Source organism: Psychrobacter immobilis (assembly GCF_904846285.1).
Lineage (GTDB): Bacteria > Pseudomonadota > Gammaproteobacteria > Pseudomonadales > Moraxellaceae > Psychrobacter > Psychrobacter immobilis_D.
The window spans coordinates 18299-44940 of the sequence record NZ_CAJHAD010000022.1; the positions used below are offsets into that span (position 1 = coordinate 18299).

The window sequence follows — 26642 nt, forward strand, 5'->3', positions numbered from 1 at the left end:
CTAGCCAAAATTCATTACGAGACTACCTGCCCTTGGTAGCTAATTGTGATACTTATAGTTCTTCTCTTTGCTTGTCCTGATGCGGCCCAAACTGCTTCTCTAATGGCTTTAATCTCTATCATCGTCAAACCATCTACAAGCTCTTCTGTCATATTAACTATTGCAAAAGAGCTTATTCCAAATGGATACTTAGGAAATTTAAGCAATAAATCAGTGATGGCTTGTACTGCTAGCAAAAAATCAGCAATCACCATTCGGCGGTTGCTAAAACCCGCATTGACCTGATGGCGTTTGCTGCTACCATCTTTATAGTAGCAAACGGCGGTCACTTTATTGTTTGAAAGTTCAATCAAGTATATCGGCGGGCGCAATAACTTTAAGAATTGATACTGTTTGGGAATATTATCTAAATGACTTTGATAAATCGATAAGCTCACAATACTTCCTTTTTAAAAATCAAAGCCACTTAGAGTTTAAGAGTTTATATACTTAGGCTATTTTACTATCTCTAGAAGCCATTAAAAACCATTAAAAAATCCGCTTATCATCGACAGGTTTGGCAAACTTATTGATATTGGCTTCGATATTTTTAGCAATGCTTAAATAATACGGCGCAAATTCATCATCCGCCAACACGCTCGGCTCACCTTTATCTACTTGGGCACGAATACCGCTAGCAAGCGGCAACTGCCCTAATAGTGGCACATGGTATTGCTCAGCGATTTTTTCGCCGCCACCCGTACCAAAGATAGCTTCAGTATGGTTACAGTTGCTACACGTATGCAGCGCCATATTTTCAACCACCCCAAGTACCGGAATATTGGTCTTGTTGAACATCTCGATGCCTTTTTGCGCATCAAGTAAGGCAATATGCTGCGGCGTCGTCACAATCACCGCGCCGGTCACCGGAATGCGCTGCGCTAAGGTCAGCTGAATATCGCCAGTTCCAGGCGGCATATCAATTACTAAATAATCTAGCTGCGGCCAATTGGTCTGGTTATAAAGCTGCATCAAGGCACCAGTGGCTTTTGGTCCGCGCCATGCCACAGGTGTATTATCGCCATCGAGCAAGCTACCAATCGATAGCATTGCCAAACCATGTGCATCGATAGGAACAAACTGCTCATTTTCCAGCTCAGGTTTCACCTTATCCACGCCCAGCATCGTCGGCATACTCGGGCCATAGATATCAGCGTCTAGCACGCCAACACGATTGCCTAACTTCTGTAATGCTAAGGCGATATTAACGGTGGTGGTTGATTTACCAACGCCGCCTTTACCCGAAGCGACGACGATAATGTGGCGAATATGAGGATGTGGCGGGAGCGATGCTTGTGTTGGCGCCGCCTTAGTGATAGGTGGTTCTGCATTTGGACTGGGCTTCGATGTTGCTTTGCCATTATTACCCATGGCATCGATGGTTTTAGGCATCTGCTTTGGCAAGGTTTTAGAATCCCCTTTAGCTGGAGCAGATAGTCGCACATTCATATGAATCGTCTGGATACCATGCGGCTGCAGTAGCTGACCAAGTTCTTGTTGAACCGTTTCGGGATCGCTGTCATGCGGTAAACGCAAATCTAAGGTGAGTTGATCGCCATCACGATTCAGCCCAGTTACCATTTGGGCAATACTCGTATTACCAACATGATAACCTAGCAATACCTTGTCAACAGCGCTATCACGTGCGGCTTGTTGCTGTGGAGTTTCGGATTTCGAAGATGCTCTTTTTTTTATAAAATTAAACATAGCTACCTCTACTACCTATATCGATGGTTAAATTTGGCAAAAACGGCTAATCTTTTTTAAATAATAATTGTTTGAAAAAGATTCTTAGCTAAAACGTTAGCTCATAAAGCTTTTGCCAAATGCTTTTATATAGACACAGTGTAGCTCAATAGGCGCTATAAAAAAACCACACTGTCAGTAGGTATGAAGGCCGTATGAAGGTCAAAGGCGATAAGGCATTTTTACTTAAGCCGCACTTCATTACATAGACTAACCAATCGGTAGAAATTTAGAAGCGATGAATAAATAAATCAGCACGCCAGACGCATCACTTATCGAAGTAATTAAAGGCGCACTGGCGGTCGCAGGGTCAAAACCGAGCTTATTAAGTACAAAAGGCAGACTCATGCCAATCACACTACCAATCATAACGACGCACAGCATACTCAGTGCCAGCACCAAAGAGACGATCGCATCACCGCGCACATAGCCAATAAGTGCAATGGCAACTGCCATCGTGCCACCTAACATCAATGCAACCAAGGCTTCGCGGCCAAGTAGCGAAAACCAATCACGCATCACGACATCACCAGTCGCTAAAGCCCGTACCATCAAAGTCGCTGATTGCGAGCCAGCGTTACCGCCACTATCAACCAGCAAAGGCAAGAAAAACACCAATACTAAGTTTGCCGCAATGACGTCTTCAAAGTTGGCAATACTCAGCCCCGACAGCAAGTTGCCAAATACTAAAAATACCAGCCAAAAAACCCGCTTACGATAGAGGACGGTAATACTGACATCTTTTAAGCGCCCGACCATGGTCGAGACACCGCCCGACTTATGGAAATCGTCGGTGGCCTCATCACTGGCGACATCCATGGCGTCATCATGGGTGACGATACCGACTAAAGCTCCACTGGCATCAGTAATTGGCAAGGCAATTAAGTCATAGCGAGCAACGGTTTTGGCGACATCTTCTTGATCGTCGTTTACATCAGAAGAGATAACCGAGCTGACCATAATATCCTTAATCAGCTGCTCAGGTGACGCTAAAATAAGCACTCTTAATGACACGACACCTAACAGCTTACGGACATCATCGATGACGTAAGCATGGTAAATGGTCTCGGCATCGGGTGCTTCTAGTCTAAGAGCGTCTAAGGCTTCAGCAACAGTCATCTCGGCAGCTAATGTCGCATAATCGGACGTCATCAACGCGCCAGCAGTACGTTCTTCATATGCAGACAATCTGCGAATATCTTCACGTTTTGCCTGTGCAAGTGCGGGTAGCAATGCATCGCGCTGTTCCTGATTCAAGCGCTTATATAAGTCGGTACGCTCATCAGACGGCATCTCCCCGACTATCTTCGCTAAAACAGCTCGTGGAAATACGTAAGCGAGTGCAACCTGAATATCCGCGTCTAAATAAGCAAATATCGTCGAGCGATTGGGCAGATGCTCTAGTAGCTGCCAAGCAAGTTTGGGTTCAATCATCGCCAGCACATCAGCAACATCGATAGGTCGTAGCGCTTTCACCTCATCAATCGCTTGCTCAAACTGCTGCTGCTCGATAGCACGGCTTAATTTTGCAGCAAAGGTCAACGCTAAGTCTTCATTATTCATTATTTTTACTCCGTGCAGCGCAACATTATGCAACAGGCGCTCATAAAAAAGAGCAAATATAATTGGCTCAAGTTAACATAGAATCGAATCCTAATGGATTGGTCTTTTATTAGCAAGCTAATGATTCTTAAACCAATCAAACAACCAGCAGACCAGTTAATTCATAAACCAACCATGACTGGCAACGATAGATTGACCGGTGAATACATTACTTGGGAACGCTGCTAAGAATAATGCCAATTGGGCAATATCATCAACGGTCGTAAATTCTTTGTCAACTGTATTAACCAACATGATGTCATTCACTACCGATTCTTCACTGATGCCTTTTTCAGCTGCTTGTTGCGGGATTTGTTTTTCGACCAACGGGGTTTTGACAAATCCTGGGCAAATCACATGCGCGCGTACATTATGCTCAGCGCCTTCTTTTGCCAACACACGGCACAGTCCAAGTAACCCGTGTTTGGCGGTCACATAAGGCGCTTTGTAAAGTGACGCTTCATGCGAATGTACCGAGCCCATATAGATGACGGTACCACCTTTATCGCCTTTATACATATGTTTTACAGCAGCTTTGGTGGTCAAAAATGCCCCATCTAAATGGATAGCGAGCATTTTCTTCCAGTCATCAAATGCCATCTTATGAATCGGGTCAATGATTTGAATACCGGCATTGGAGACAAGAATATCTATACCGCCAAAGGTATCCACTAACTGCTGCACGCCATCGTTTACGGCATCCTCTGAGGTCACATCCATAGCAATTGCAAGTGCGCGTCCGCCAGCGGCTTCGATAGCATCCACCGTTTGCTGTGCAGCTGCAAGATTAATATCAGCAATACCAACTGCAGCGCCTGCCTTGGCATAAGTCTCAGCGATGTCACGTCCAATGCCACTGGCAGCGCCAGTGACTAACGCCACCTTGCCGGTCAAATCTTGTTGTAATGTGGTTGCCATATTTTATAGTCCATTATAAATAGGTTTTTTTGGATGCCTGTCTCAAACAGTCTTATCTATTAAACAGGTTTACTGAGCAATGTTCACTGGCATCTTTTCTTGTAGCTCATCAAAGCTAACGCCATCTGCCAGCTCAACCAGTTTCAATCCATTGTCTGTGACATCTAATACGGCAAGTTCGGTGATTATACGATCAACCACCCCTTTACCCGTTAATGGCAGCTCGCAGTTGGGCAGGATTTTTGGCTCGCCGTGTTTATTGACTTGTTCCATGAGCACAATCACCCGTTGCACGCCCGCAACCAAGTCCATAGCGCCGCCCATGCCTTTAACCATTTTTTTGGGAATCATCCAGTTGGCCAAATCCCCTTTTTCTGACACTTCCATCGCGCCTAGTATCGCTAAATTTACATGACCGCCACGAATCATCGCAAATGACTCTGAGCTACTAAAGTAACTGGCGCCCGGCTCTGCGGTTACGGTTTGCTTGCCAGCATTAATCAAATCAGCGTCGACATTATCTGCGGTTGGAAACTCGCCAATACCTAATAAACCATTTTCTGATTGCAACCAAACATCCACATCTTCAGGAATATAGTTGGCGACTAAGGTTGGTAGACCAATGCCTAGGTTGACATAATAACCGTCTTGTAGCTCTTGTGCGGCACGCTGTGCCATCTGTTCTCTTGTCCATGCCATGGTGATTTCCTTATTGTCACGATATTTTATTTTTAAATACTTTATTATCATTGCCCTAAGTATTTAATCATTATGTTGATAAGCTCTTTATCTAACCACCTTCAACGGCTTTAGTGGTTGTCTTCTCAATACGCTTTTCAGGATTGCTATTTAAGACGATACGCTGCACAAAGATACCCGGCAGATGCACTTCATCCGGATCGAAGGTGCCCGTTTCTACGATTTCTTCAACTTCGACAATGGTAATCTTGCCTGCCATAGCGCAATCTGGGTTGAAGTTACGCGCCGTCTTGTTAAATATTAAGTTACCCGCTTTGTCTGCTTTTTGCGCTTTGATTAATGCCACATCAGCACGTAATGAGTGCTCAAGTACATAGGTGCGTCCATCAAAATCACGCGTCTCTTTACCCTCAGCCACTTGCGTGCCGACGCCCGTCGCCGTATAAAACGCTGGAATACCTGCACCACCTGACCGTAGCTTTTCTGCCAATGTCCCTTGCGGCGTCAGCTCAACTTCTAACTCACCTGCTAAATATTGACGTTCAAACTCTTTGTTTTCACCGACATACGATGAGATCATTTTTTTAATTTGGCGGGTTTGTAATAGCAGACCTAAACCAAACTCATCAACGCCTGCGTTGTTACTTATGCAAGTCAAATCCTTGACCCCACTATCACGTAAAGCTTCGATGAGCGCTTCAGGGATACCGCACAGACCAAAACCGCCGATAGCGAGTGTTTGTCCGTCACTAACGATATCTTTTAACGCATCTTCGGCACTGCTATATACTTTTGAACGACTCATGCTTATCTCCTTGCAAGTCTGGTTTTTGTTATTAATACCCATCATCAAGTGAAATTATAATAATACATTTTCTATCGATATATTAGGTATAGCTCTTATACTAACTTAACATATTATTCTGATAGCGAGAAGAGAATAACCGTAAGAACTTACCAGCCAGCGCAGTATCTCAGTACATACTAAATCGATACGGCATTAGTCTAGATTTATGTTTAATAAAACCTTATCCCTCCTATATTTTGATTAATTTTATTGACCCATGTCAATATGCCCTGCATACTCGGGGCTTGAACTTTGCCAAGGAGGGCGATCATGATGAGCACATTTGCTATTGTCATCACTTTGTTACTATTGATGTTTTTTGCTTATCGCGGCTATTCGGTGCTGATTTTAGCACCGATTATGGCGATATTAGCCGTATTACTTTCAGGTGATTTTTTAAGCAGTATTCCCGCCTACACCGATGTATTTATGGGCGCGCTAAGTGGATTTTTACTGAAGTTCTTCCCTATTTTCTTATTGGGCGCGCTATTTGGGCGCTTGATGGCGGACTCTGGCGCAGCGACAGCGATTGCCAAAACGGTGGTCGAAAAGCTTGGTGCTAGTAAAGCCGTTTTAGCGGTTATCTTGGTTTGTGCTATCTTAACTTATGGTGGCGTTTCGTTATTTGTGGTGGCATTTGCTATCTATCCAATTGCCAAAGATTTGTTTAAAGCCGCGGATATTCCTAAGCGCTTGATTCCAGCAGCGATTGCGTTGGGTTCATTCACCTTTACGATGACAGCGCTACCGGGCACCCCTGCCATTCAGAATGCTATTCCCATTCCTTATTACAATACCAACGTATTTGCCGCGCCTATCTTGGGTCTTATTGGCGGTGCGATTATGTTTGTCTGTGGTTGGTTGTGGCTACAGTCACGTGCCAGAAAAGCCAGTGCTGCGGGCGAAGGTTATGGTCTGCATGATGAAAGCGATGTAGGCGGCGTTGGTGGAGGAGTGGCAGAGACCAATTTGCTCAGCACTCATCACACCTCATTTACCGTTGCGATGATTCCATTATTTTTGGTCATCGGATTGAACGCTTTATTAACTTACGTTATCTTCCCATCAATGGATTTTAGTGGTTTGCAAACTCAATTTCCTGACTTAAATATCGCAGGCTCACTTGGTCTATGGTCAATTATCATCTCATTGGTCGTTGCTTGTACCGTGCTCATTGTGCTGCGTATTGGCCATTGGAAAAATCTACAAAAAACCATTAACCGTGGCACTTACGATTCGATGTTACCGATTTTCAATACCGCATCAGAAGTTGGTTATGGGGCGGTTATTGCCTCGCTGGCAGGCTTTCTTATCATTCGTGACAGTATCTTAAACCTAACACCAGGTAATCCACTCATCTCAGAAGCCGTCGCGATGACCACGCTGGCGGGTATCACTGGCTCATCGTCTGGTGGTTTGAGTATTGCGCTATCGACGTTGGGTGAAGACTATTTAAGAATGGCCGTCGCCGCTGGTATTGATCCAGAACTGATGCACCGTGTTGCCGTAATGGCAGCAGGTGGTTTAGATACCTTGCCACACAGTGGTGCGGTCATTACCTTACTCGCGATTTGTGGTTTGACCCATAAGCAGTCGTATCTAAACATCGCCATGGTCACAATAATCATTCCACTCATCGCTGTGGTCGCCGTTATTATCTTAGGCACGATGTTTGGTTCTTTTTAAGAAATATCTAGGTGTTCAAGAAAGACTCTGGCTATCAAATAAACATACCTTTTATCAAACCCACTTAGCCAATCGCTTGGTGGGTTTTTTATGGTCACATTATTATCAACCTATCTAAATAAAATCAATTATTTATACCTAATGAGTGAATAACAATCTATATGTGATATAGAGTTAATTACCATATGAGTTATCGTATTAATTACTGAGGAATGTCACAAAATTGGCCGAATTACGGTATCATAGGCACACTTTTTTAATTTTTCGCTTTCTTATAAGTTTTTAGACGTTTTTAGCATTGATAATCTAATGTTGATAATATCGCGCCTGCTCATCATAAAGCGCTTGAGACGTTTGATAACCAACCCGTTTATATAAAAATATAGGTGATTTTGTGCGTGAGATTCTAGTAACCAGTGCGCTGCCCTACGCCAATGGCCATATCCATTTGGGGCATCTTGTAGAATACATTCAAACCGACATTTGGGTACGCGCTATGAAAGCGCAAGGTCATCAGGTTACCTATGTTTGCGCAGATGACGCTCATGGTACTGCGATTATGCTCAAAGCAGAAGCCAATGGCGTTACCCCAGAAGAGCAAATCGCCTCGGTAAAAGCCTCACATGAAGCTGACTTTGCCAAATTTTTGATTAACTTTGATAATTATCATTCAACGCATTCAGAAGAAAACAGGCATTTCTCTGAGCTGATTTATCGCAGGCTGAGCAGTGCTGGACATATCTCAACCCGCGACGTCAAACAACTTTTCGACCCTGAAAAGCAGCTGTTTTTAGCCGATCGTTTTGTTAAAGGAACTTGCCCTGAGTGTGATTCCCCTGACCAATACGGTGATAACTGCGAAGTTTGCGGTACCACCTATGATGCGACCGATCTTAAAGACCCGCACTCAACGTTATCTGATGCCACGCCAATTCTGAAAACTTCAAAGCATTATTTCTTTGATTTGCCTGAGTTTGAGCAATTCTTAAAAGATTGGACGCGTAGTGACAATCGCTTGCAAGTATCGGTTGCCAATAAACTCCAAGAATGGTTCGACGCTGGCTTAACTAGCTGGGATATCTCGCGTGATGCGCCTTATTTTGGCTTTCAGATTCCAGATACCCCAAGCGATGAGCCAGACAAATACTTCTATGTATGGCTAGATGCGCCAGTCGGTTATATGGCAAGCTTTAAAAACCTATGCGATAAGCGTGAAGGTACAGACCAAGCGCTCGATTTCGACCGTTATTGGCTGCAAGAAAACGAGAACAAGACCGAGGTTTATCACTTCATCGGTAAAGACATCGTTTACTTCCATGCGCTGTTTTGGCCAGCCATGCTAGCCGGTAGTGAATTCCGTACGCCAACGGGTGTCTTCGCGCATGGATTCTTGATGGTCAATGGCGAGAAAATGAGTAAGTCACGAGGCACCTTTATTAAGGCCGAAACTTACGCTGAGCATTTGCATCCTGAATACTTACGTTATTACTTCGCCAGTAAACTGTCTGACAAAGTCGAGGACATCAACCTTGATTTAGAAGACTTTATGCAAAAAGTCAATTCTGACTTGGTTGGTAAAGTGGTCAATATCGCCAGTCGCAGTGCGGGTTTCTTAGTGAAGAAATACGACGGTATGCTGTCAGACGTTTGCGTAGAGTCAGAATTATTAGAAGATATTACTAAGACTGGTGATGAAATTGCAGCCGCTTATGAGAATCGTGAGTTCTCGCGTGCGATGCGCTTGATCATGCAATGTGCTGACAAGGCCAACGAATATATCGATGGTAAAAAACCTTGGTCGCTGGCTAAACAAGAAGGTACTGAGCAAGAAGTTCAAGACGTCTGCTCGGTCGCCATTAACATCTTCCGCCAATTAATGGTCTATCTTGCGCCCGTATTGCCTGAGCTAACGGCCAATGCCAAAGAATTCTTAAACATTGAAGATTTGAGTTTTGCTAGCCGTAATGAGTGGTTGCTTGGACATAAAATCAATAAATTCAAACCTTTGATGCAGCGTATCGAAGAAAAAGACGTTGCAGCAATGGTTGAAGACTCAAAAGCTTCATTGACGCAAGCAGATGCTCCTACTGCTAATACCGATAGCAAATCAGATGATAAAACAGCGGCAGCAAACACTCAGCAAGCAGAAAAGGCTGATACTGATACAAATGCTGAGCAAACTGACTATATCGGCATCGAAGACTTTGCTAAAGTTGAGATGAAAGTCGCTCACGTCTTAGCCTGCAATTATGTCGAAGGTGCGGACAAGCTATTACAATTTACCTTGGACGTTGGCGAAGAAAAACCACGTAATGTATTTAGTGGTATCCGTAAGTTTTATGAGCCTGAGCAATTACTGGATAAAAAAGTGATTTGCGTCACCAATCTGGCGCCACGCAAGATGAAATTTGGTGTCTCAGAAGGGATGGTGTTATCAACGGGCAATCCAAAAACCCAGCTGACGGTGGTTACTCTACCTGATAACTGCGTCATTGGTGATGTGCTCGCTTAAGACAGATGATTGCTTATTAACCAATAAAAAAGATGTCCTTCGTGGCATCTTTTTTATTCCCTAAAATTCATTGCCGATTAGATATAAAAGACACAATAATAAAGTCATTTATCCAACAAAAATTTATTTAAACCCTCCTTTCTAAAGCCAATGACAAACGCGTTTTATTTTCTTATTGCCATAAGTTACATTACTGTCATAATATGGACGTAATGATCAATGGATTGATTACCTTAATGTTAGCCCGTTATCTCAGCATGCACATAACATTGACTCGGGTAACCTGCACTTTTTAACCTATGAGCCAAAATAAAATGACCTTTGCCACTACTTTACGCCTTAGCTTGTGTGGCGCTGCTATCAGCGCTGCGCTTGGATTAACCGCCTGCTCTAACGCTACTGACCCTGCAGTCAGTACTGATGACAGCGCGACTAACGATAAGCCTGCCAAAACCTTGGCCATCACTCAGATTGTCGAACATCCTTCTTTAGACGAGATGCGCCGTGGCATTATTGATGAACTGGCGGACAACGGCTACGTAGAAGGGCAAAACCTAACCGTTAATTTTCAAAGTGCGCAAGGTAATACCGCAACTGCAGGGCAAATTGCCAAACAGTTCGCCGGTGACAATCCAGATGCCATCGTCGCCATCTCAACACCTTCTGCGCAATCAATCGTTGCGTCGACCAAAACCGTGCCTGTGATTTATACCGCCATCTCAGACCCTGTGGCCGCGAAGCTGATTGACGAAAATGATGTGCCTATCCAAACCAACGTGACTGGTTTGTCGAGCGAATTACCCATCGAGCCGCAGTTAGACAACATCCAAAAAATTGTGCCTAATGTAAAAACCATTGGTTATGTTTACAGTCCAGGCGAAGCCAATTCTGTGGTGGTACTTAAACAACTGGAAAAAGCGGCACCAGCGCGCGGGCTTAAGATATTGGGCGTCACCGCTAATCGTCCTACTGATGTTGCGATGGCGACTCGTAGTCTTGCAGGGAAGGTAGAGGTTATTTATACCTCACTGGACAATAACGTGGTCTCTGCTTTTGAAGCCATGGCAAGTGCGGCTAATGAGCTTGATATCCCAGTTATTGCCTCAGATGAATTTAGTGTCAGACGCGGTGCGACTGCTGCGCTTGGGGTTAATGATTATGACTTTGGTCGTACAACGGGCAAAATGGTTTATCGGGTATTAAACGGTGAAGCAACCAAAGATATCACACCGCAAGTAATGAACACCTTAACGCTATACGTCAGCCCAAAACACGCCGCTGAACAAGGTACCAGCCTATCAGCAGATCTACTTAAAAACGCCATCAATGTCGATAAAGAAGCACAAAAGAACAGTAAATAGTTGATACTAAATAGCAATGAATAAACTGACAGTCATTAACAATCAGCTAGGATAGCGGCTGACAGCGCTACCTTTTATTTATCTTTTATATAATGTACGGACACATTATTATTTTCAGGAGTCAGACCCATGTTGTATCAAAATCGTTTTGCCAAAGCTTTACTATGGGGCGGTGTTTGCACCGCTATCTTGACCGGCTGTAATCAGCCAGCACAAGATGCCAACACCACTGACGGCGCTGCAACGAGTGGCGATGCCAAAGCTGCCATGAAAACGGTCGCTATTACCGCTATCGTTGAACATCCAGCACTCGATGACGTGCGTAAAGGCGTTATCGATGAATTAAATGACGCCGGCTTTAAAGAAGGCGAGAATTTAACCATAAATTTCCAAAGCGCCCAAGGTAATACTGCGACTGCCGGTCAGATTGCCAAGCAATTCGTCGCTGATGCACCAGACGTCATCGTTGCCATTGCAACGCCATCAGCTCAGTCTGTGGCTGCCTCTACCAGCACCATTCCTATGGTGTTCTCAGCAGTGACAGACCCTGTAGCGGCCAAACTGGTCTCTAAGCTTGATGGTTCTGGCACCAACGTCACGGGCGCCTCTGATGCCCTGCCTTATGCGCCGCAAATCGATTTGATGCGTCAAATTATCCCAAGCTTAAAGAACGTCGGTTATGTTTATAGCCCAGGCGAGGTTAACTCAACCATCGTTTTAAAAGCGCTGAAAGATAATCTAACCCCGCTTGGTATCAAGGTACATGAAGCGCCGGCTCAACGTAGTAACGATATCGCGATGGCTGCTCGTAGTCTTGAAGGTAAGGTCGATATGATTTATACCTCAACCGATAATAACGTTGTCTCAGCTTATGAGTCGCTGTACCAAATCGCTAAAGAAAGCAAGATTCCATTGATTGCCTCTGATACCAGCTCTGTTGAGCGCGGTGCCGTTGCAGCATTAGGGGTAAACTATTACGATTTAGGCCGCGAAACAGGTAAACTTGTCACGCGTATCTTAAACGGCGAAAAAGCGGGTGCTATTCCTGTATATACGCCGCAATCACTTGATTTATATGTCAGTCCAAAAAATGCGAAAGCTGAAGGCATTACTTTGCCACAAGCGGTTATCGATAAAGCAAAAGTAGTGGTAGAATAACTGCCGCTTCTGCTATCTAATCCCTAGACGGTAGTTTTTATCAATTATCGTTTAGGTTAATTTGATGTAGCTATGTATTTAGCGCAGACAAACCCAGCTATCAGTCAGTAGGCTGGGCTTGTTTTTTAAAGGTTTTAAATGAGCAAAACTTACAGTTATCCATAGTAGCGATAAGTTTTGCTTTACCCTAGCTGCAGATAATCCAATCTGTTAAATTCACCGCTTCGTCGTTTGGTTAAAATGGCTACTAGATAACGTGATATGCCTACATTGCGACCTTGGTATATTGGTAACAGTGAATGCCGCCCGTCTCTTTCACTCACTTATCTTGCTATGATTGATTAAACGCTTAGTTATGACTTACTGATCTCTTATGTCTTTAATTGCTTTTTTTGGTGCGCTTGAAAGTGGTCTAATTTATGGCCTAGTGGCGCTCGGCGTCCTAATCTCATTTCGTACCCTCGACTTTCCAGATTTGACCGCTGACGGTAGCTTTCCGTTGGGTGGCGCTGTCGCTGGTATTTCTATCATTGCTGGTATTAATCCTTGGCTTGCTTGCGCCTTTGGTATGCTAGCAGGGTCAGTCGCCGGTATTGTCACCGCATGGCTACACGTCAAACTGGGCATTTTGCAATTACTTGCCAGTATTCTTGTGATGGTGGCCTTATATTCTGTCAATCTGCGGATTATGGGTGCGCCAAACTTGCCGCTATTGGGTGAAACGACAGTGTTTAGTACCTTGGTCAATGATGGCAATGGTTACTGGATGCGCTGCCTAATTATTGGTGTCGTCGTGCTATTGGCCATGTTATTTTTAAACTGGTTTTATAGTACTGAGACGGGTTTATCGATGCGGGCAACTGGTTCTAACCTACGTATGGCACAAGCGCAAGGTATCAACACCTCATGGATGACCATCATTGGTATGGCGATTTCTAACGGCTTGATTGCGTTAGCGGGTGCATTATTTGTGCAGACGCAAGGTGGCGCTGATATTTCGATCGGTATCGGTACGATTGTCATTGGTTTGGCAGCGGTCATCATCGGTGAAACTATCATTCCGGCCAAACGTATTTGGCTGATTACCTTTGCGGTGGTCGTCGGTGCGGTGTTGTACAAGCTATTTATTCAGGTTGCTTTGTCGAGCGACACGCTGCGTAGTATTGGTTTTGGTCCACAAGATTTAAACTTGATTACAGCGCTGCTCGTGGTATTGGCCTTGGTATTGCCCAAAGCTAAAAATAAATTCTTAAGTCGTAAAGTTCGGGCTTAATTTCAATGTGCAACCATAAGGAATCATAATTATGATGCAAGCTACAGATTTGCGATTGACCTTTAATCCTGGAACGCCCATTGAAAACCCTGCCCTTCGTGGTATCAATCTAAATATCGCTGATGGTGAATTTGTCACTGTTATCGGTACCAATGGCGCGGGTAAATCGACCTTTTTAAATGCGGTCAGCGGCACCACACGCGTCGATAGCGGTTCAATCTTGCTAAACGGTATCGATGTCACTAAAAAAACCGCGCACCAACGCGCTCATTGGGTCGCTCGTGTATTCCAAGACCCAATGGCGGGAACTTGTGAAGCATTAACCATCGAAGAAAATATGGCGCTTGCCTATAAGCGCGGCGGCAAACGTGGTTTAAAATTTGCCCTAAATCAGAATAATCGTGACTTATTTCGCGAGAAACTGTCGGTTTTAAAATTGGGTCTAGAAAACCGTTTAACCGACCGTATGGGATTATTATCGGGTGGTCAGCGTCAAGCAGTTAGTCTGCTGATGGCATCATTGCAGCCGTCTAAGATTCTACTGCTTGATGAGCATACGGCTGCCCTTGATCCTAAAACGGCGGCGTTTGTTTTAGAGTTAACCGATAAAATCGTAACAGAAAATCAGCTTACAACGATGATGGTCACGCATTCGATGCAGCAAGCGTTAGCCCATGGCACGCGTACTGTGATGCTTCATCAAGGGCAAGTGGTATTAGACGTATCTGGCGATATTCGTAAAGGCATGAATGTGCATGATTTACTTGATATGTTTGAGCAAACCCGCGGTGAAAAAGTCGAAGATGATAGTTTGATATTAAGCTAAATCATTTAGCAAAATACTTTGAATTTTAAAAGATAAAACGCCTCTTTAATAGCAGGCGTTTTTTTATGATTATGGTAATAATTCCACACTCTAGACTTCAAGCAACATCAATTTTTGCACCAGTTCACTGACATGCTGCGATTGCATTTTTTTCATCACTTGTGAACGATGCACTTCGATCGTTCGTACGGACACATCTAAATGATCGGCGATATTTTTATTCAGATTTCCTTCTAATAACTCATTAGCGACCTGTTTTTCTTTATCGGTCAGCTGCGCATAAAGTTTTTTGATACTATAAAGCTGAGCACGTTTGAGTGTTAATGCTTGAGCGCGCGCAATCGCTTCTTGTAGACGGTAACTATTAATCGGTTTTTCGAGATAATCAGCCGCGCCTTGTTTGAGCATATTGACGGCATCAGCAATCTCACCCTTGCCGGTCAATGCAATAAGTGCTATCGGACTGTCATGTTGATTGAGATGTGCTTGCAGTGCCTGACCGCTCATTTCTGGCATCATCAAATCACTAACCACTACTGCTGGGTGATAGATATCGACTTGCTGCAAAAACATCAGCGCACTCGGCCATACTTGGGTTTGTAGCCCTAAACTGCCAATCAAAAAATCACACGATATACGCACGCTTTCTTCATCGTCGATGATATGAATCAGCAGAGGTTCACTACTGTTATCAACTGGCGTTTGCCATTCTGAGTGTTTATCTGAATTATGCTGAGCATTCATACTTAACCTTATGATTAAATTAATTTGTAAATTTTATAAACACTTGGTTTCTCATAACTCTCTCTTGCTCACTTTCGCTTTTGCTTACTGTCTCTTTTAATCGCTTTATTTCTCCGCATTATCAGCCAAATGTAACGGCAGATAAAAAGACACTTGCGCGCCTACCCTATTTACTAATGGATAAATGTTATCAGTTTTCATCAAGCGCACTTGACCATTTAATGACCGCTTAAAAAGTTGCTGATAACCGTCTAACGCTTGTATGGTGTTTAGCTCCTGCTGCACTTCGATATTGCTAAGCTGCATCATACCGCCAAGTGACTCACAAAGCCGCTGGCATATCATCAAACCCAAGCCTAAACCATTTTCTTTGGTTGATTTGGTGGCGTAATGATTAGTTAGACGCTGCTGTGATTGTCTCTCAACTAGCTGCTTATTACCAACTAACTGTTTATGATCAAGCAACTGCATATCATTAAAACCGCCTGCATCATCGGTTATATGCAATACCACATACGACTTGCCATTATAATCCTCTACCTGACAACGTAACATTATTTGCGTCGCCCCTTGCTGCTCGGCATTTACCATGCTGTTAATCAATAACTGGTCAAGAACTAGGCTTGGTAAATGCAACGATCGATAGTCACTCGCTAGCCAAAAACCAATACCTGAAGCCTTTTCACCGAGTAGCAACACACACTGCTCATAAGTCGTTACGATATCTACCCTCACTTCATCCGGCTGAGAGCGCCCTGCCCAGCGCCGAATATTACTGATGACAGCCGCGACCCGTTCGGTTTCGTTGACAATTTGCTGCAATGCACTTTCTGTCGCTTGTTTGTCTGTTGCTTGTTTATCAGTCAGGGACTTTGCTAGCGCAGTCAAATTATTTACAGCGTCTGTATTCGACCCTATATCATCTTGACTGCTTTGATTGCTTTGACTGCGAATAAGTAAGCCTTGAGCATAGTTTTGAATGGTCGCCAGCGGCTGATTGATTTCATGGGCAATTGAACCACTCATCTCACCGATAACAGCGAAGCGTTCTGATTGACGTAGCTGCCGGTCATAATCGCGAATCAGTTGATTTTGCAGAGTGATTTTTTGCCGTCGTCGCCATGCCAGCCAGCTCATCCACGCATAATTCACCGTTGATATCAGTATAATTAAAACAATAACGGCCATCCACAATCGATGCGCCTTGACCCAGTCGACCATATGCGCGCCAAGCTGCTTTTGGGCCGGATGACGATTCATATCATAAAGGATACGTTCAGCATCGCTACTCGATTCAGGTGGTAGCCAGCGCTGTCCTATTCCTAACAATGCTTGCTCTGATTGACTCGTACCAAATAAATTTTGATTAATTTGCTGAATTAAGGCAGCAGGTGCCTGCTCGGTCGCCGCCAATGTCCAATTTGGATATATCGGCGTGGAAGATTGGCAGCTAGAAGCGGTCGCCACAGGGTGAATAAGACGGTATTGTTTCTCACTAATCTTCCCTTGCCGTGCCATCTCTTCCATCAAGCAAAGCGGCGCTATTGCCGCATCGACGCTGCCACTCGCCAATGCATGTAAGGTGCGCTCAATAGGATAGCCGACGAACTGGGTCTGATAACGGTTGGACGGTACGCCGTTTTGTTGTAATAAATGCCCGACCAGTAGATAACCGCCAAAAGCCTCGGCATCGACGGCAGCGATTTTGCGCTGCTGCAAATCTTGCAACTGATAAATACCGCTGTCCGCCTTTACCCAAAGCGCACTAGCGACTTCTTCCATGGCGCTGGGTTCTTTTAATGGACTATCCTGACTGAGCTTATTAAATTCATTGGCTAAGTTAACCGTTGCGGAAAGCTGCTTATCAGTGGCGTTGGTTTTAAAGCGTTTTTTATTACTCTCTTTATCATTTTTATTGGTAAGCGTCTCAGTCTCAGCTTGCAAGGTCGCAAGCCAGCGCCAATGAGTGGTATTCATTTTAATCAGTTGTACTTGCGGGCCAAGCACTAGAGCAAACTGCTGCGCTTCGATTTCCTGCTGCCAATTTTCTAACGCCAGCGGCACCAAGACCACTGTGTCCTCTTGCAGTTGCTCATTAAGCTGATTAAGCCACGGTTGCCAACGCTCTTGCGCCACCGTTTCACCTTGCGGTGCCAGCACGCCCAAATAGTAGGTTTGTGCATTGGCGCTGCCTAGCATTAACCAAGCCAAGGACGCTACAACGATAATAAAATAAGCATTCAAGGTAGCCCAGACTTTAGACTTTTTATCCATAAACCTAGCCTTAGATTTGAGCTATCAAACATTAATTATAAATGAAAACCTTAATTATAATGTGGTTTTCCACAATATCGCAATGTTACCCGCCACTTTATACTAGATGACAATCGTGTAACTTTTAATTCGCTAAGCTTAAATCCCAAATATTTAATTTCAATATGAATATCTCATAGTCCTCATAAAATAGTGATGATAAATGAGAAGCTTAGTAAAAATATCTTATGGAGGGCAGGCTTATGAAAAAGTGGCCATTAATCATTATTATGGCAGCCATTGTCGGGCTGATTTTAGCGTTTGTCATTGGGCAAATACTGCCTAATATGCGCACGACTAGCAGTGACATTGAAGTTAATATTACTGACCCTGCTCTTATTAAACAAGGGGAATACGTCGCGCGTACCGCTGACTGTGTCGCCTGCCATACGACGCTTGACGGTGAAACTTATGCCGGCGGCCTGCCTATGCTGACGCCACTGGGTGCCATTTATTCAACCAATATTACCCCTGATAAAGAAACCGGTATTGGTCAGTATACATTTACTGACTTTAAAAATGCCGTCAAGCATGGCGTGCGTCGTGATAATAAAGCCCTTTACCCTGCGATGCCCTACCCGTCTTATCAGCTCATGCCAGATGAAGATTTGGCCGCGATGTACGCTTTTCTTATGTCTGATGTCAAACCTGTCAAGCAAGCCAACTTAAAAAGTGAGTTACCACCGGTGGCAAATTGGCGCTGGCCTCTAGCTTACTGGCAAGCAATATTTGATCCAAAACGTGACTTTGTCGCTGAAAGTGATGATGCAATATTGACCCGTGGACAGTATTTAATTGAAGGTCCTGGCCACTGTGGCTCTTGTCATACTGGGCGCGGTATCGGTTTCCAAGAAATCGCCTTAAACAATGCCGACTCAGAAGAATACTTGAGCGGTGCGGTCATTGATGGCTGGCGCGCCAAAAGTATTCGCGGCGAGCATCGCGGTTTGGCTACGTGGACCGTCGCAGAATTAAATAATTTCTTTAAAACCGGTCGTACTGATACCACAGCTGCCTTTGGCGCCATGGCCGAAGTGGTCGAGCACAGCACGCAATATATGACAGACTATGATATGAACGCCATGTCATCTTATCTAAAAACACTGTCTCCTGCGCCAAATAAAGAAACAACCTTGCCAGCGAAAAAAGATATTACCACGCAAAAACTGCTTGATGGCAACTACGATTCGCGCGGCTCAATTCTGTACGCCGAGTATTGCCAAGTTTGTCACCGTGCCGATGGTAAAGGTGTGGCGCGTATTTTCCCTGCCCTTGATGGCAATAGTGCGGTATATGCTAAAAATGCTGATTCGGTACTACAAATTACCTTGAGCGGTGGCCGGATGCCCGAAACTCCGCACGACCGCATGGCCTTTACCATGCCTGAATTTATCAACCTGAGTGATGCGGATGTGGCAGAAGTGGTCAACTATGTACGTAATAGCTGGACCAACCAAGCGCCTGAAATTGGTGTTGATGATGTGGTAAAAATGCGCGCTTTCCTCGCCAAAAAACCAAAAACCAGTACCGATATTGCCCCAGACTTAAGTATTGATACGCAAACAAAAGGAGCAAAATAATGAAAAACTCTCCACTCAACTTGCCTACTATTGCTCGCGTTATCTCTGGAAAAAAAACAATGGGTAATTTCACCACCACTATCCTGACTGCTTCAGCGCTTAGTATCGCTGCTATCAGTAGTGGCTGCTCACAACCCGAGCCAGTCGAGCAAAACGCGCCTCAATATGGCTTAGTCACCGCTGATGATGCCAACGAAGACATTGGCACTTATGTGTTGCCGCAAGACACCTCTATTTTAGATGAGCCGAATGCTGATGAGATCTTTTATGGTAAGCGCTTATTAAACGAAACCAAGCGCTTACTGCCCGAGCATGTTGGCGCGCAAATGAACTGTAATAGCTGTCATATCTCGCAAGGTAAAATCCCCCTTGGCGACCCCTATATCAACAGTTATAACTTCTATCCGCGCGTAATGCCTCGTGCTGGTAAAGAAGTCGATTTAACCAAACGTATCAATGGCTGTTTCCAGCGCTCCATGAATGGCAAACCATTAAAACCTGAATCCCCTGAAATGCTGGCAATATTGGCCTATATGAAATGGCTATCACAAAACACGCCAAAAGAGCAAAGGGTCGATATTCAAAATGCCGGTAAAGTGGATGAGTCTTTGGTCGGTAATCCTGTACGCGGTGAGAAAATCTACCAAGTACAATGTGCCACTTGTCATGGTGACAATGGCGAAGGCATGAAAGACAGTCGCGGTGATATTGTTTTCCCGCCATTATGGGGCGATGAGTCCTTTAACATTGGCGCTGGGTTGGCACGTACTTATAAAGCCGCAGCTTTTGTTAAGTACAATATGCCGATGGGTATTCAAACCAAAGGTTTATGGGGTCATGGCAACGTGCTCAGCGACCAAGACGCCATTGATGTCGCTGAATTTTTCACCCATCAACCACGTCCCGACTTTGCTGGCAAAGTAAACGACTGGCCTAATGGTAAAAAACCCAAAGACGCCCGTTATTAAATGACGTAGCACACTAACACAACATTAATGCCAATTTTATTTATAGAAAAAACCTCAAACGCATGAATTGCTTTGAGGTTTTTTGTTATCTATAGTTAATGGTACTAAAAAATTTTGGCTAGCCACTATATAGTAGGGCTTAATGCAATTACTTTTATTATAGCCATACTTACTTATCGCCATTCGCTTATGAGGTCCGTCATGCGCAAAATTCCTGTTTATGCCCACCCTGCCGCTGGTTGGCCAGCTTTGGTTGCTTCTACTCGTAAGCTAATGGATTACAAAGCATTTATGCGCGGTAGTGTCAGCGTCTTACATAGCAATCAGCCTAAGGGCGGCTTCGACTGTCCGGGCTGTGCGTGGCCTGATCATAAGACCCATAAAGTTATCGATGTCTGTGAAAACGGTATCAAAGTCATTGCCAGTGAAACCATGAACCAACGTGCAGATGCGGCGTTTTTTGCCAGACATAGCGTGACCGAACTGCAAAGTTGGTCAGGCTATGAGCTTGAGCATAGCGGACGCTTATCAGAGCCGTTATATTATGATGCAGCGCAAGATCGTTACGTCGCTATTTCTTGGCAAGCGGCTTATGAGCGTATCGCTGATGTCTTAAAAAATCTTGATTCACCAGATGAAGCCTTATTTTATACTTCAGGACGCGTGACAAACGAGCCAGCTTTTATGTTTCAGCTGTTTGTACGCTGTTTTGGCACCAATAATTTGCCCGATTGCTCCAATATGTGTCACGAGCCAACATCAGTGATGCTCGGTAAACAATTAGGCGTCGGTAAAGCCACCGTAGTTTTGGAAGATTTTGAGCAGGCGAAATTGATTATGCTGTTTGGGCAAAATCCTGCGACCAATCATCCGCGTATGCTTGAGATGCTAGCGCACGCGCATAAGCAAGGCTGCCGTATTATCTCTATCAATCCGATGCGCGAGCAAGGTTTGAGCAAGTTTAGAAATCCGCAAAAACCAACTCATATGGCTGCAGGACAAAGCGATGAGATGGTCGATGAAGTCATTCAAATTCAAATCGGTGGTGATGTCGCGCTCTTGACTGGTTTGGCCAAATGGCTGACCAAAAACGGTAAAATCAACAATGATTTTATCGAGCAGCACACATCAGGTTATGACGCGTTTGATACTTGGTTACGTCAGCAGTCTTGGACAGATGTAAAGCTTGGCTGCGGTATTAGTAAAGCAGACATTATTAAACTTGCCAAACTTGTTGCTGATAGCCCAGCGACCATTTGCACCTGGGGCATGGGCATTACCCAACATGTCCAAGGTGAAGATAATGTTGCCATGATTACCAATTTACTGCTACTGATGGGTATGATTGGTGTCGATGGTGCAGGCGCCTCACCGGTTCGAGGTCACTCCAACGTACAGGGTGACCGTACTATGGGAATCCATGAGCGTCCTAAACAAAGCCTACTTGATAGCCTTGAGCGCGTGTTTAAGCGCCCTATGCCGCAAGAAGATGGGCTTGATGTCATCGCTGGGGCGAAAGCATTGATGCAGGGTAAGCTCAAAGCTTTTATCAGTATGGGCGGTAATTACGCCGTGGCCGCACCTGATAAAAGTGCGATTCAAACTGCCTTAACCACTACCCAGCTTAATGTTTTTATCGGCACCAAACTTAATGAAACCATGCTGTATCCGGGTGCAAACAACCTTATCTTGCCATGTATAGGACGCACTGAACGCCTGATAACCGCTAAAGGTGAGCAGTTTGCGACGATTGAAGACTCTATGTGCCAGGTTGTGCCCACGCAAGGGCGTCTGAAGCCTATCAGTGATGATTTAAAATCTGAGGCGCAAATTGTGGCCGATATGGCAACCCACGTACTTGGCTCTGATTCGTCAATTCCATGGCAGACCATGAGTAGCGACTTTGATATCATCCGTAATTATATCGCCCAAGCTATTGAAGGCTTTGAGAACTTTAACGATCGTATTCGCGAAAACGAGCGCGGCTTTCATTTGTACCATCCTGCACGTCATCGCGTTTGGAATACCGATAGTGGCAAAGCCCAATTTGAAGTACCTCAATATCCCATTACTTATATCGCAGCACAAATGGCAGAAACCACGTACAGCTATCAAAGCAATATTAAAAATAATGCTTCTAAAGATAGCAATTTTGAAGCCAATAGTTTTGAAAACAGCAATCTTAAAAATAGCAACGTAGAAGAAATTGCCGAGCAAAAAGTATGGCAGCTAACCAGTGTTCGCAGTCATGATCAATTTAATACCATGATTTTTGGCCATCAAGACCGCTATCGTCAAACCAACCGCCGCGATGTGTTATTTATGCATCCCGATGAAATCAAGCGTTTAGGTTGGCAAAAAGGCGATAGTGTCATGGTATCGCGGCAAGACAGTCAAGATGAACGGCGCACCTTAGGCCCTTTAATACTTACTGAGATGGATATCGCCGCCAACGCGGTGGCAACCTATTATCCTGAATGTAATGACCTTATCGACTTAGACAGTCATGCGCCCGACTCAAGGACACCCGCTTATAAGTCCGTCACCGTTGTCTTGCAGCGCGTTAATGAAAGCAAACTAGCAGCCAGCGCTTAATAAGGATGGTTTGATTAAAGTAATGGTTAAAAATAATGGTCAGTAAAAATAACTTAGCTACCGTAGAGGCTTTGGTAAATCGCTCAGCGGTTGGTTTAGAAAACAATGCTACTAACACTGCTGAGCCAATAATAGATACGCAGACAGTACCATTATCGCGTCTACATTTGGCACAAAAACATGCTTATTTATCTACATCAGATCTGTCTTATGAAACTCGAGAAATGGAGATTGATGATAAATCAGCGATGCTAGCAGTAGAAGCAGCCGTTGCGATTGTCATTAATGGCATCCATTACGCTATATTGATGGCAAGCCCCTATCAGCTTGAATACCTTGCCATTGGTTTTCTATATAGCGAAGGATTGATTCATCATAGTCATGAATTATTAGATTGGGAGGTAACGCAACTGACCGATGTTGCCAGTTATCAAAGATTTACCCATGATTTAACGGATGACTTGCTTAACGAAAAAACTGGATCTGAACAATTTTCAGCACAGTTGCAAGACTACGATGTGTATGTAGTAGAATTGGTCTTAAATCAGCGCTGTCATCAGCGTATTCAAGCGCAAAGACGTCAGCTGGCAGGACGTACAGGCTGCGGTATGTGCGGTATTACAGGGCTTTCGCAAGCCCTTCCCGATTTAAGTAATTATTTATCATCAAGCTTAGCACAAGACAGAAAACCAGTACAATTAGCTATTCCTAATCTGAATTATTTATTACAAGTACGACAAAATATTGACGCTGCGCAACATACCCATCAATTGACTGGTGCGGTACATGCCGCAGCCACCATGCAAGGCAATGATTTATATTTATTTGAGGACGTTGGGCGCCATAACGCGCTTGATAAACTCATCGGTTGGCAATTGCGTAATAAAGCAGAGCTGACATGCGTGGTGATGACCTCGCGGCTGTCTATTGAGCTGGTACAAAAATCCATTCGTAGCCGCATTCCTTGGTTAGTAGGAATGTCGGCACCGACCAGTACTGCGGTACGCGTCGCTGAACGCTATGGCTTGGGGCTAGCGGGGTTTTTACGTGATGACCGAGTCACTTACTATACAGGCTACTAAATCCTTTAAGACGCCAATCTATGCGTTTTCTATGCCTGGCAGTATATTCTTTAATCACTTAATCAATATTGCCTTTATCTTAGCAATAACGCATTAATACTTTAATAACGACTAATTTATAGCCAAATACCGAAAAATTAGTAAATAAGATGCCTTTAACTAAAAAATGACTTGTAATTTAAATTATTTTTGCTAATATAGGCATCCTTGATTGGCTGGGTGGCAGAGTGGTCATGCAGCGGACTGCAACTCCGTTAACGCCGGTTCGATTCCGACCTCAGCCTCCAATTATTTAGGTTAAAATTTATTAGTATTACGTTAATTTTAGCTTGCTTTATTAACGAAAATGCTTATAATAGCGACCACTATCTAACAAGTAGAAAGCTTACTTTTAGATAATACAAGTTTTGCCCGGGTGGTGAAATTGGTAGACACAAGGGATTTAAAATCCCTCGCTAGTAATAGCGTGCCGGTTCAAGTCCGGCTCCGGGTACCATTATATAGTCCTATACTATCTTATAGAATAGCTAAAGCCCCTGATATCAGGGGCTTTGTTGTATCTGGCGTTCTATACTGTCCTGCTCTATCTATCCTAATCCATGCACTTTGAGTATACTGTCAAGTATACCGAGTTTTGAGTCTACTCATGGAGATCTAGGATATGGAACGGAAAGCGATCAGTTCAGACCGAAGCATCAGCAGCCATAAGCCTGAAAATAAAAAGTACTTCGTTGCTGTAAAAAACCATCCTAAACTATTCTTAATGGTACGTCCTACTGAGACTAAGTCATGGATGTATCGCTACTACCCGCCTTCAAATCCTAAACAAAGCATTATCTCCATCGGTATATATCCAAGTATCTCGTATGCTCGTGCCTGTGAAGTTTGGCGTGAATATGAAGATTTGCTAAGCAAAGGCATTGACCCAAAACACTATCGTGAAGAAATTAAGAAAAGTATTTTTAGTAAAACTAAAAACTCTTTTAATCACTTTGCATGGGAATACTTTGACGGTCTAGACCAGACTCAAAAAAGTAATACTCTCATTCGTAAGAAAAGTCGTCTTGATCTTATATGCAAATATATTGGTGACGAGCCAATCAGCGAGATCACCTCTCCTAAAATGCTTGAAGTCCTGTTAGACATTCAAGCCAACTCATTAAACAAGGATGGTAAGCCCACAGATAAGGCTGAACGCTGTGCTGGCATTGCCAGTGATGTGTTTATCTATGCTGGGGCTCGAGGCTTCTGTACGAGCAATCCTGCGGCGCTCATCAAAAGCCAGTTGGCTAAGTCAAGTTACGGTCATCGTCCTGCGGTTACTAAACCGAAGGACTTGGCTAAATTACTTAAAGCTATCGAGACAATAGAAGGTGACCCAAACACAATCAATTCCCTTAGGCTATTAGCCCTTCTCTTTGTTCGTAATGGTGACCTAAGACGTATGCGCTGGGCTGATCTAGACCTAGAGGCTGGTAGGTGGCGGTTAAAGCCATTGAAGGGACAAGGCAAGGTAAATATGGTCAAGGACATGGTCGTTCCCCTACCTTATCAAGTAGTAGCTATATTGCGTGAACAGCATAGAGTAAATGGACATACTGAATATGTCTTTTTTAGCCAGACGGCAAAAAAGCATCAGATCATATCTGAAAATACGGCAAACAAACGCCTCAAAGATTTAGGCTATCAAAACATACATTGTGCTCATGGCTTTAGAGCGACAGCGAAGACCATCCTACAAGAGCAGTTAAAGTACTCTCTGGTGCTCGTAGAGATGGCATTGGGCCATACGACTAAAGATCCTAATGGCGGTGCTTACGGACGATTTGATTACATTGATGATCGTGCGGAGATGATGCAGAAGTGGGCAGACTATTTAGACGCTTTAAGAGAAGGCAGAGATACGGCAGAGTTTAGAGCGGATGCGCAAACAAAAAATGATCCTTCCGTGCAGCTGCAAGCGCTCATTGATCAGCTGGGTGAAGACAAGGTACTAGAGCTATTGGGAAATAAGAAATAGCCTTTTATTCTTAAATTAATTCAACAATATACTATTTACTAAAAAAGCTAAATGACGGCTTTAGATAATACTTAGATTTATTGAAAATCATAGATCTAATTCACTAGTGTAAAAAGCGTTAGATAAGTATGTTATTTTAGAGATTCAAAAGAGCGAGTATTTAAGGAAAGGAACTTTCTTACAAATAACTTTACTATTGTATCTTCATTCATCATAAGACCCGTTATAGGAATAATCGGGGGTTTTGGATAAGAACTTAAACCTTTTAAAATTTCAATTAACCTGTTCGAGCTTTAACTCATTTACCGTAGTCTTTACAAAGCACAAATTTATAGAAATAACCTTAAACCTTACCTAAAAACAATGACATCCTCTTACTATGGCGGTACACTCTCACCAGCCACACATAAGTTCATAAAAATAGTCTTATCATGACTTTATCGATCTATCATCAGCTTACGCTTTACCTCTGAATACAACAAAAGGATATCCCCATGCGCACCATTGGCATCCAAACCCCCTTTGGTCGCGACTTGGCCTTTGTCGAACTAAAGGGAGTTGAGGGGTTATCCACGCTCTATGAATACCGTCTAATCCTCACCAGTAAAAACCCCAATCTTGCCGCCACCGACATCATCGGACAAACCATATTCGTTACCATTGATACCAAAGG

The 26642-nt window shown here is 43.9% G+C and carries 19 protein-coding genes and 2 tRNA genes; 13 read left to right on the forward strand and 8 right to left on the reverse strand.

The genetic code is table 11. The features are described from left to right. Positions 1-14 precede the first annotated feature (14 nt). The 6 genes from JMX13_RS11455 to JMX13_RS11480 all read right to left on the reverse strand — a co-directional run bounded on the left by JMX13_RS11455 (position 15) and on the right by JMX13_RS11480 (position 5809). Positions 15-437, reverse strand: coding sequence for a hypothetical protein (locus JMX13_RS11455; protein WP_201612742.1), 423 nt, complete (start codon positions 435-437; stop codon positions 15-17). A 91-nt stretch (positions 438-528) separates the two neighbouring features. Then, entirely contained in the window at positions 529-1746 is a 1218-nt protein-coding gene (apbC, locus tag JMX13_RS11460) for an iron-sulfur cluster carrier protein ApbC (protein WP_201612744.1), read from the reverse strand. Positions 1747-1995: 249 nt separating this feature from the next. Continuing rightward, positions 1996-3348: a magnesium transporter gene (mgtE, locus tag JMX13_RS11465; protein ID WP_201612746.1), complete on the reverse strand. Its 1353-nt coding sequence runs from the start codon at positions 3346-3348 to the stop codon at positions 1996-1998. A gap of 156 nt (positions 3349-3504) precedes the next feature. Beyond that, positions 3505-4305, reverse strand: coding sequence for a 3-hydroxybutyrate dehydrogenase (locus JMX13_RS11470; protein WP_201612748.1), 801 nt, complete (start codon positions 4303-4305; stop codon positions 3505-3507). A gap of 69 nt (positions 4306-4374) precedes the next feature. After that, on the reverse strand, positions 4375-5004 hold the full coding sequence (locus JMX13_RS11475; protein WP_201612750.1) for a CoA transferase subunit B: 630 nt from the start codon (positions 5002-5004) through the stop codon (positions 4375-4377). A 91-nt stretch (positions 5005-5095) separates the two neighbouring features. Further along, positions 5096-5809, reverse strand: a complete 714-nt coding sequence (locus tag JMX13_RS11480) for a CoA transferase subunit A (protein ID WP_201612752.1) — start codon at positions 5807-5809, stop codon at positions 5096-5098. 312 nt (positions 5810-6121) lie between these two features. On the opposite strand from JMX13_RS11480, the gene JMX13_RS11485 reads away from it, so the two are divergent. The 6 genes from JMX13_RS11485 (at position 6122) to JMX13_RS11510 (ending at position 14667) form a co-directional block, all read left to right on the forward strand. Next, positions 6122-7537 (forward strand): GntP family permease, encoded by a 1416-nt coding sequence (locus JMX13_RS11485; protein ID WP_201612754.1) that lies wholly within the window; start codon positions 6122-6124, stop codon positions 7535-7537. Between the two features lie 394 nt (positions 7538-7931). Next, on the forward strand, positions 7932-10049 hold the full coding sequence (metG, locus tag JMX13_RS11490) for a methionine--tRNA ligase (protein ID WP_201612756.1): 2118 nt from the start codon (positions 7932-7934) through the stop codon (positions 10047-10049). A gap of 314 nt (positions 10050-10363) precedes the next feature. Next, a complete protein-coding gene (locus JMX13_RS11495; RefSeq protein WP_201612778.1) occupies positions 10364-11410 on the forward strand; it encodes an ABC transporter substrate-binding protein in 1047 nt (348 codons plus the stop codon). 129 nt (positions 11411-11539) lie between these two features. Continuing rightward, positions 11540-12568: an ABC transporter substrate-binding protein gene (locus JMX13_RS11500; RefSeq protein ID WP_201612758.1), complete on the forward strand. Its 1029-nt coding sequence runs from the start codon at positions 11540-11542 to the stop codon at positions 12566-12568. A 373-nt stretch (positions 12569-12941) separates the two neighbouring features. Then, positions 12942-13841, forward strand: coding sequence for an ABC transporter permease (locus tag JMX13_RS11505; RefSeq protein ID WP_201612760.1), 900 nt, complete (start codon positions 12942-12944; stop codon positions 13839-13841). Between the two features lie 31 nt (positions 13842-13872). Further along, complete coding sequence (locus JMX13_RS11510) at positions 13873-14667, forward strand: ABC transporter ATP-binding protein (RefSeq protein ID WP_201612762.1); 795 nt, start codon at positions 13873-13875, stop codon at positions 14665-14667. A 90-nt stretch (positions 14668-14757) separates the two neighbouring features. Here the strand turns inward: JMX13_RS11510 and JMX13_RS11515 are convergent, their stop codons facing one another. Together JMX13_RS11515 and JMX13_RS11520 are read right to left on the reverse strand one after the other, a co-directional pair. Further along, positions 14758-15411 (reverse strand): response regulator transcription factor, encoded by a 654-nt coding sequence (locus tag JMX13_RS11515; RefSeq protein WP_201612764.1) that lies wholly within the window; start codon positions 15409-15411, stop codon positions 14758-14760. 105 nt (positions 15412-15516) lie between these two features. Next, on the reverse strand, positions 15517-17685 hold the full coding sequence (locus JMX13_RS11520) for a PhnD/SsuA/transferrin family substrate-binding protein (RefSeq protein WP_201612766.1): 2169 nt from the start codon (positions 17683-17685) through the stop codon (positions 15517-15519). A gap of 242 nt (positions 17686-17927) precedes the next feature. On the opposite strand from JMX13_RS11520, the gene JMX13_RS11525 reads away from it, so the two are divergent. The 7 genes from JMX13_RS11525 (at position 17928) to JMX13_RS11555 (ending at position 25969) form a co-directional block, all read left to right on the forward strand. After that, positions 17928-19304 carry a cytochrome c gene (locus JMX13_RS11525; RefSeq protein WP_227686303.1) on the forward strand — a complete coding sequence of 459 codons (1377 nt, stop codon included), beginning with the start codon at positions 17928-17930 and terminating at the stop codon, positions 19302-19304. Beyond that, a complete protein-coding gene (locus JMX13_RS11530; RefSeq protein WP_265088414.1) occupies positions 19304-20272 on the forward strand; it encodes a c-type cytochrome in 969 nt (322 codons plus the stop codon). The genes JMX13_RS11525 and JMX13_RS11530 overlap by 1 nt, the downstream gene beginning before the upstream one ends. A 201-nt stretch (positions 20273-20473) precedes the next feature. After that, on the forward strand, positions 20474-22867 hold the full coding sequence (locus JMX13_RS11535) for an FdhF/YdeP family oxidoreductase (protein WP_201612770.1): 2394 nt from the start codon (positions 20474-20476) through the stop codon (positions 22865-22867). Between the two features lie 35 nt (positions 22868-22902). Beyond that, positions 22903-23949, forward strand: coding sequence for a formate dehydrogenase accessory sulfurtransferase FdhD (gene fdhD / locus JMX13_RS11540; RefSeq protein WP_201612772.1), 1047 nt, complete (start codon positions 22903-22905; stop codon positions 23947-23949). A gap of 213 nt (positions 23950-24162) precedes the next feature. Next, positions 24163-24236 (forward strand) — tRNA-Cys (locus JMX13_RS11545). Between the two features lie 122 nt (positions 24237-24358). Continuing rightward, a tRNA-Leu gene (locus tag JMX13_RS11550) sits at positions 24359-24445 on the forward strand. Between the two features lie 165 nt (positions 24446-24610). Then, positions 24611-25969, forward strand: coding sequence for a tyrosine-type recombinase/integrase (locus JMX13_RS11555; protein WP_201612774.1), 1359 nt, complete (start codon positions 24611-24613; stop codon positions 25967-25969). Positions 25970-26642 lie beyond the last annotated feature (673 nt).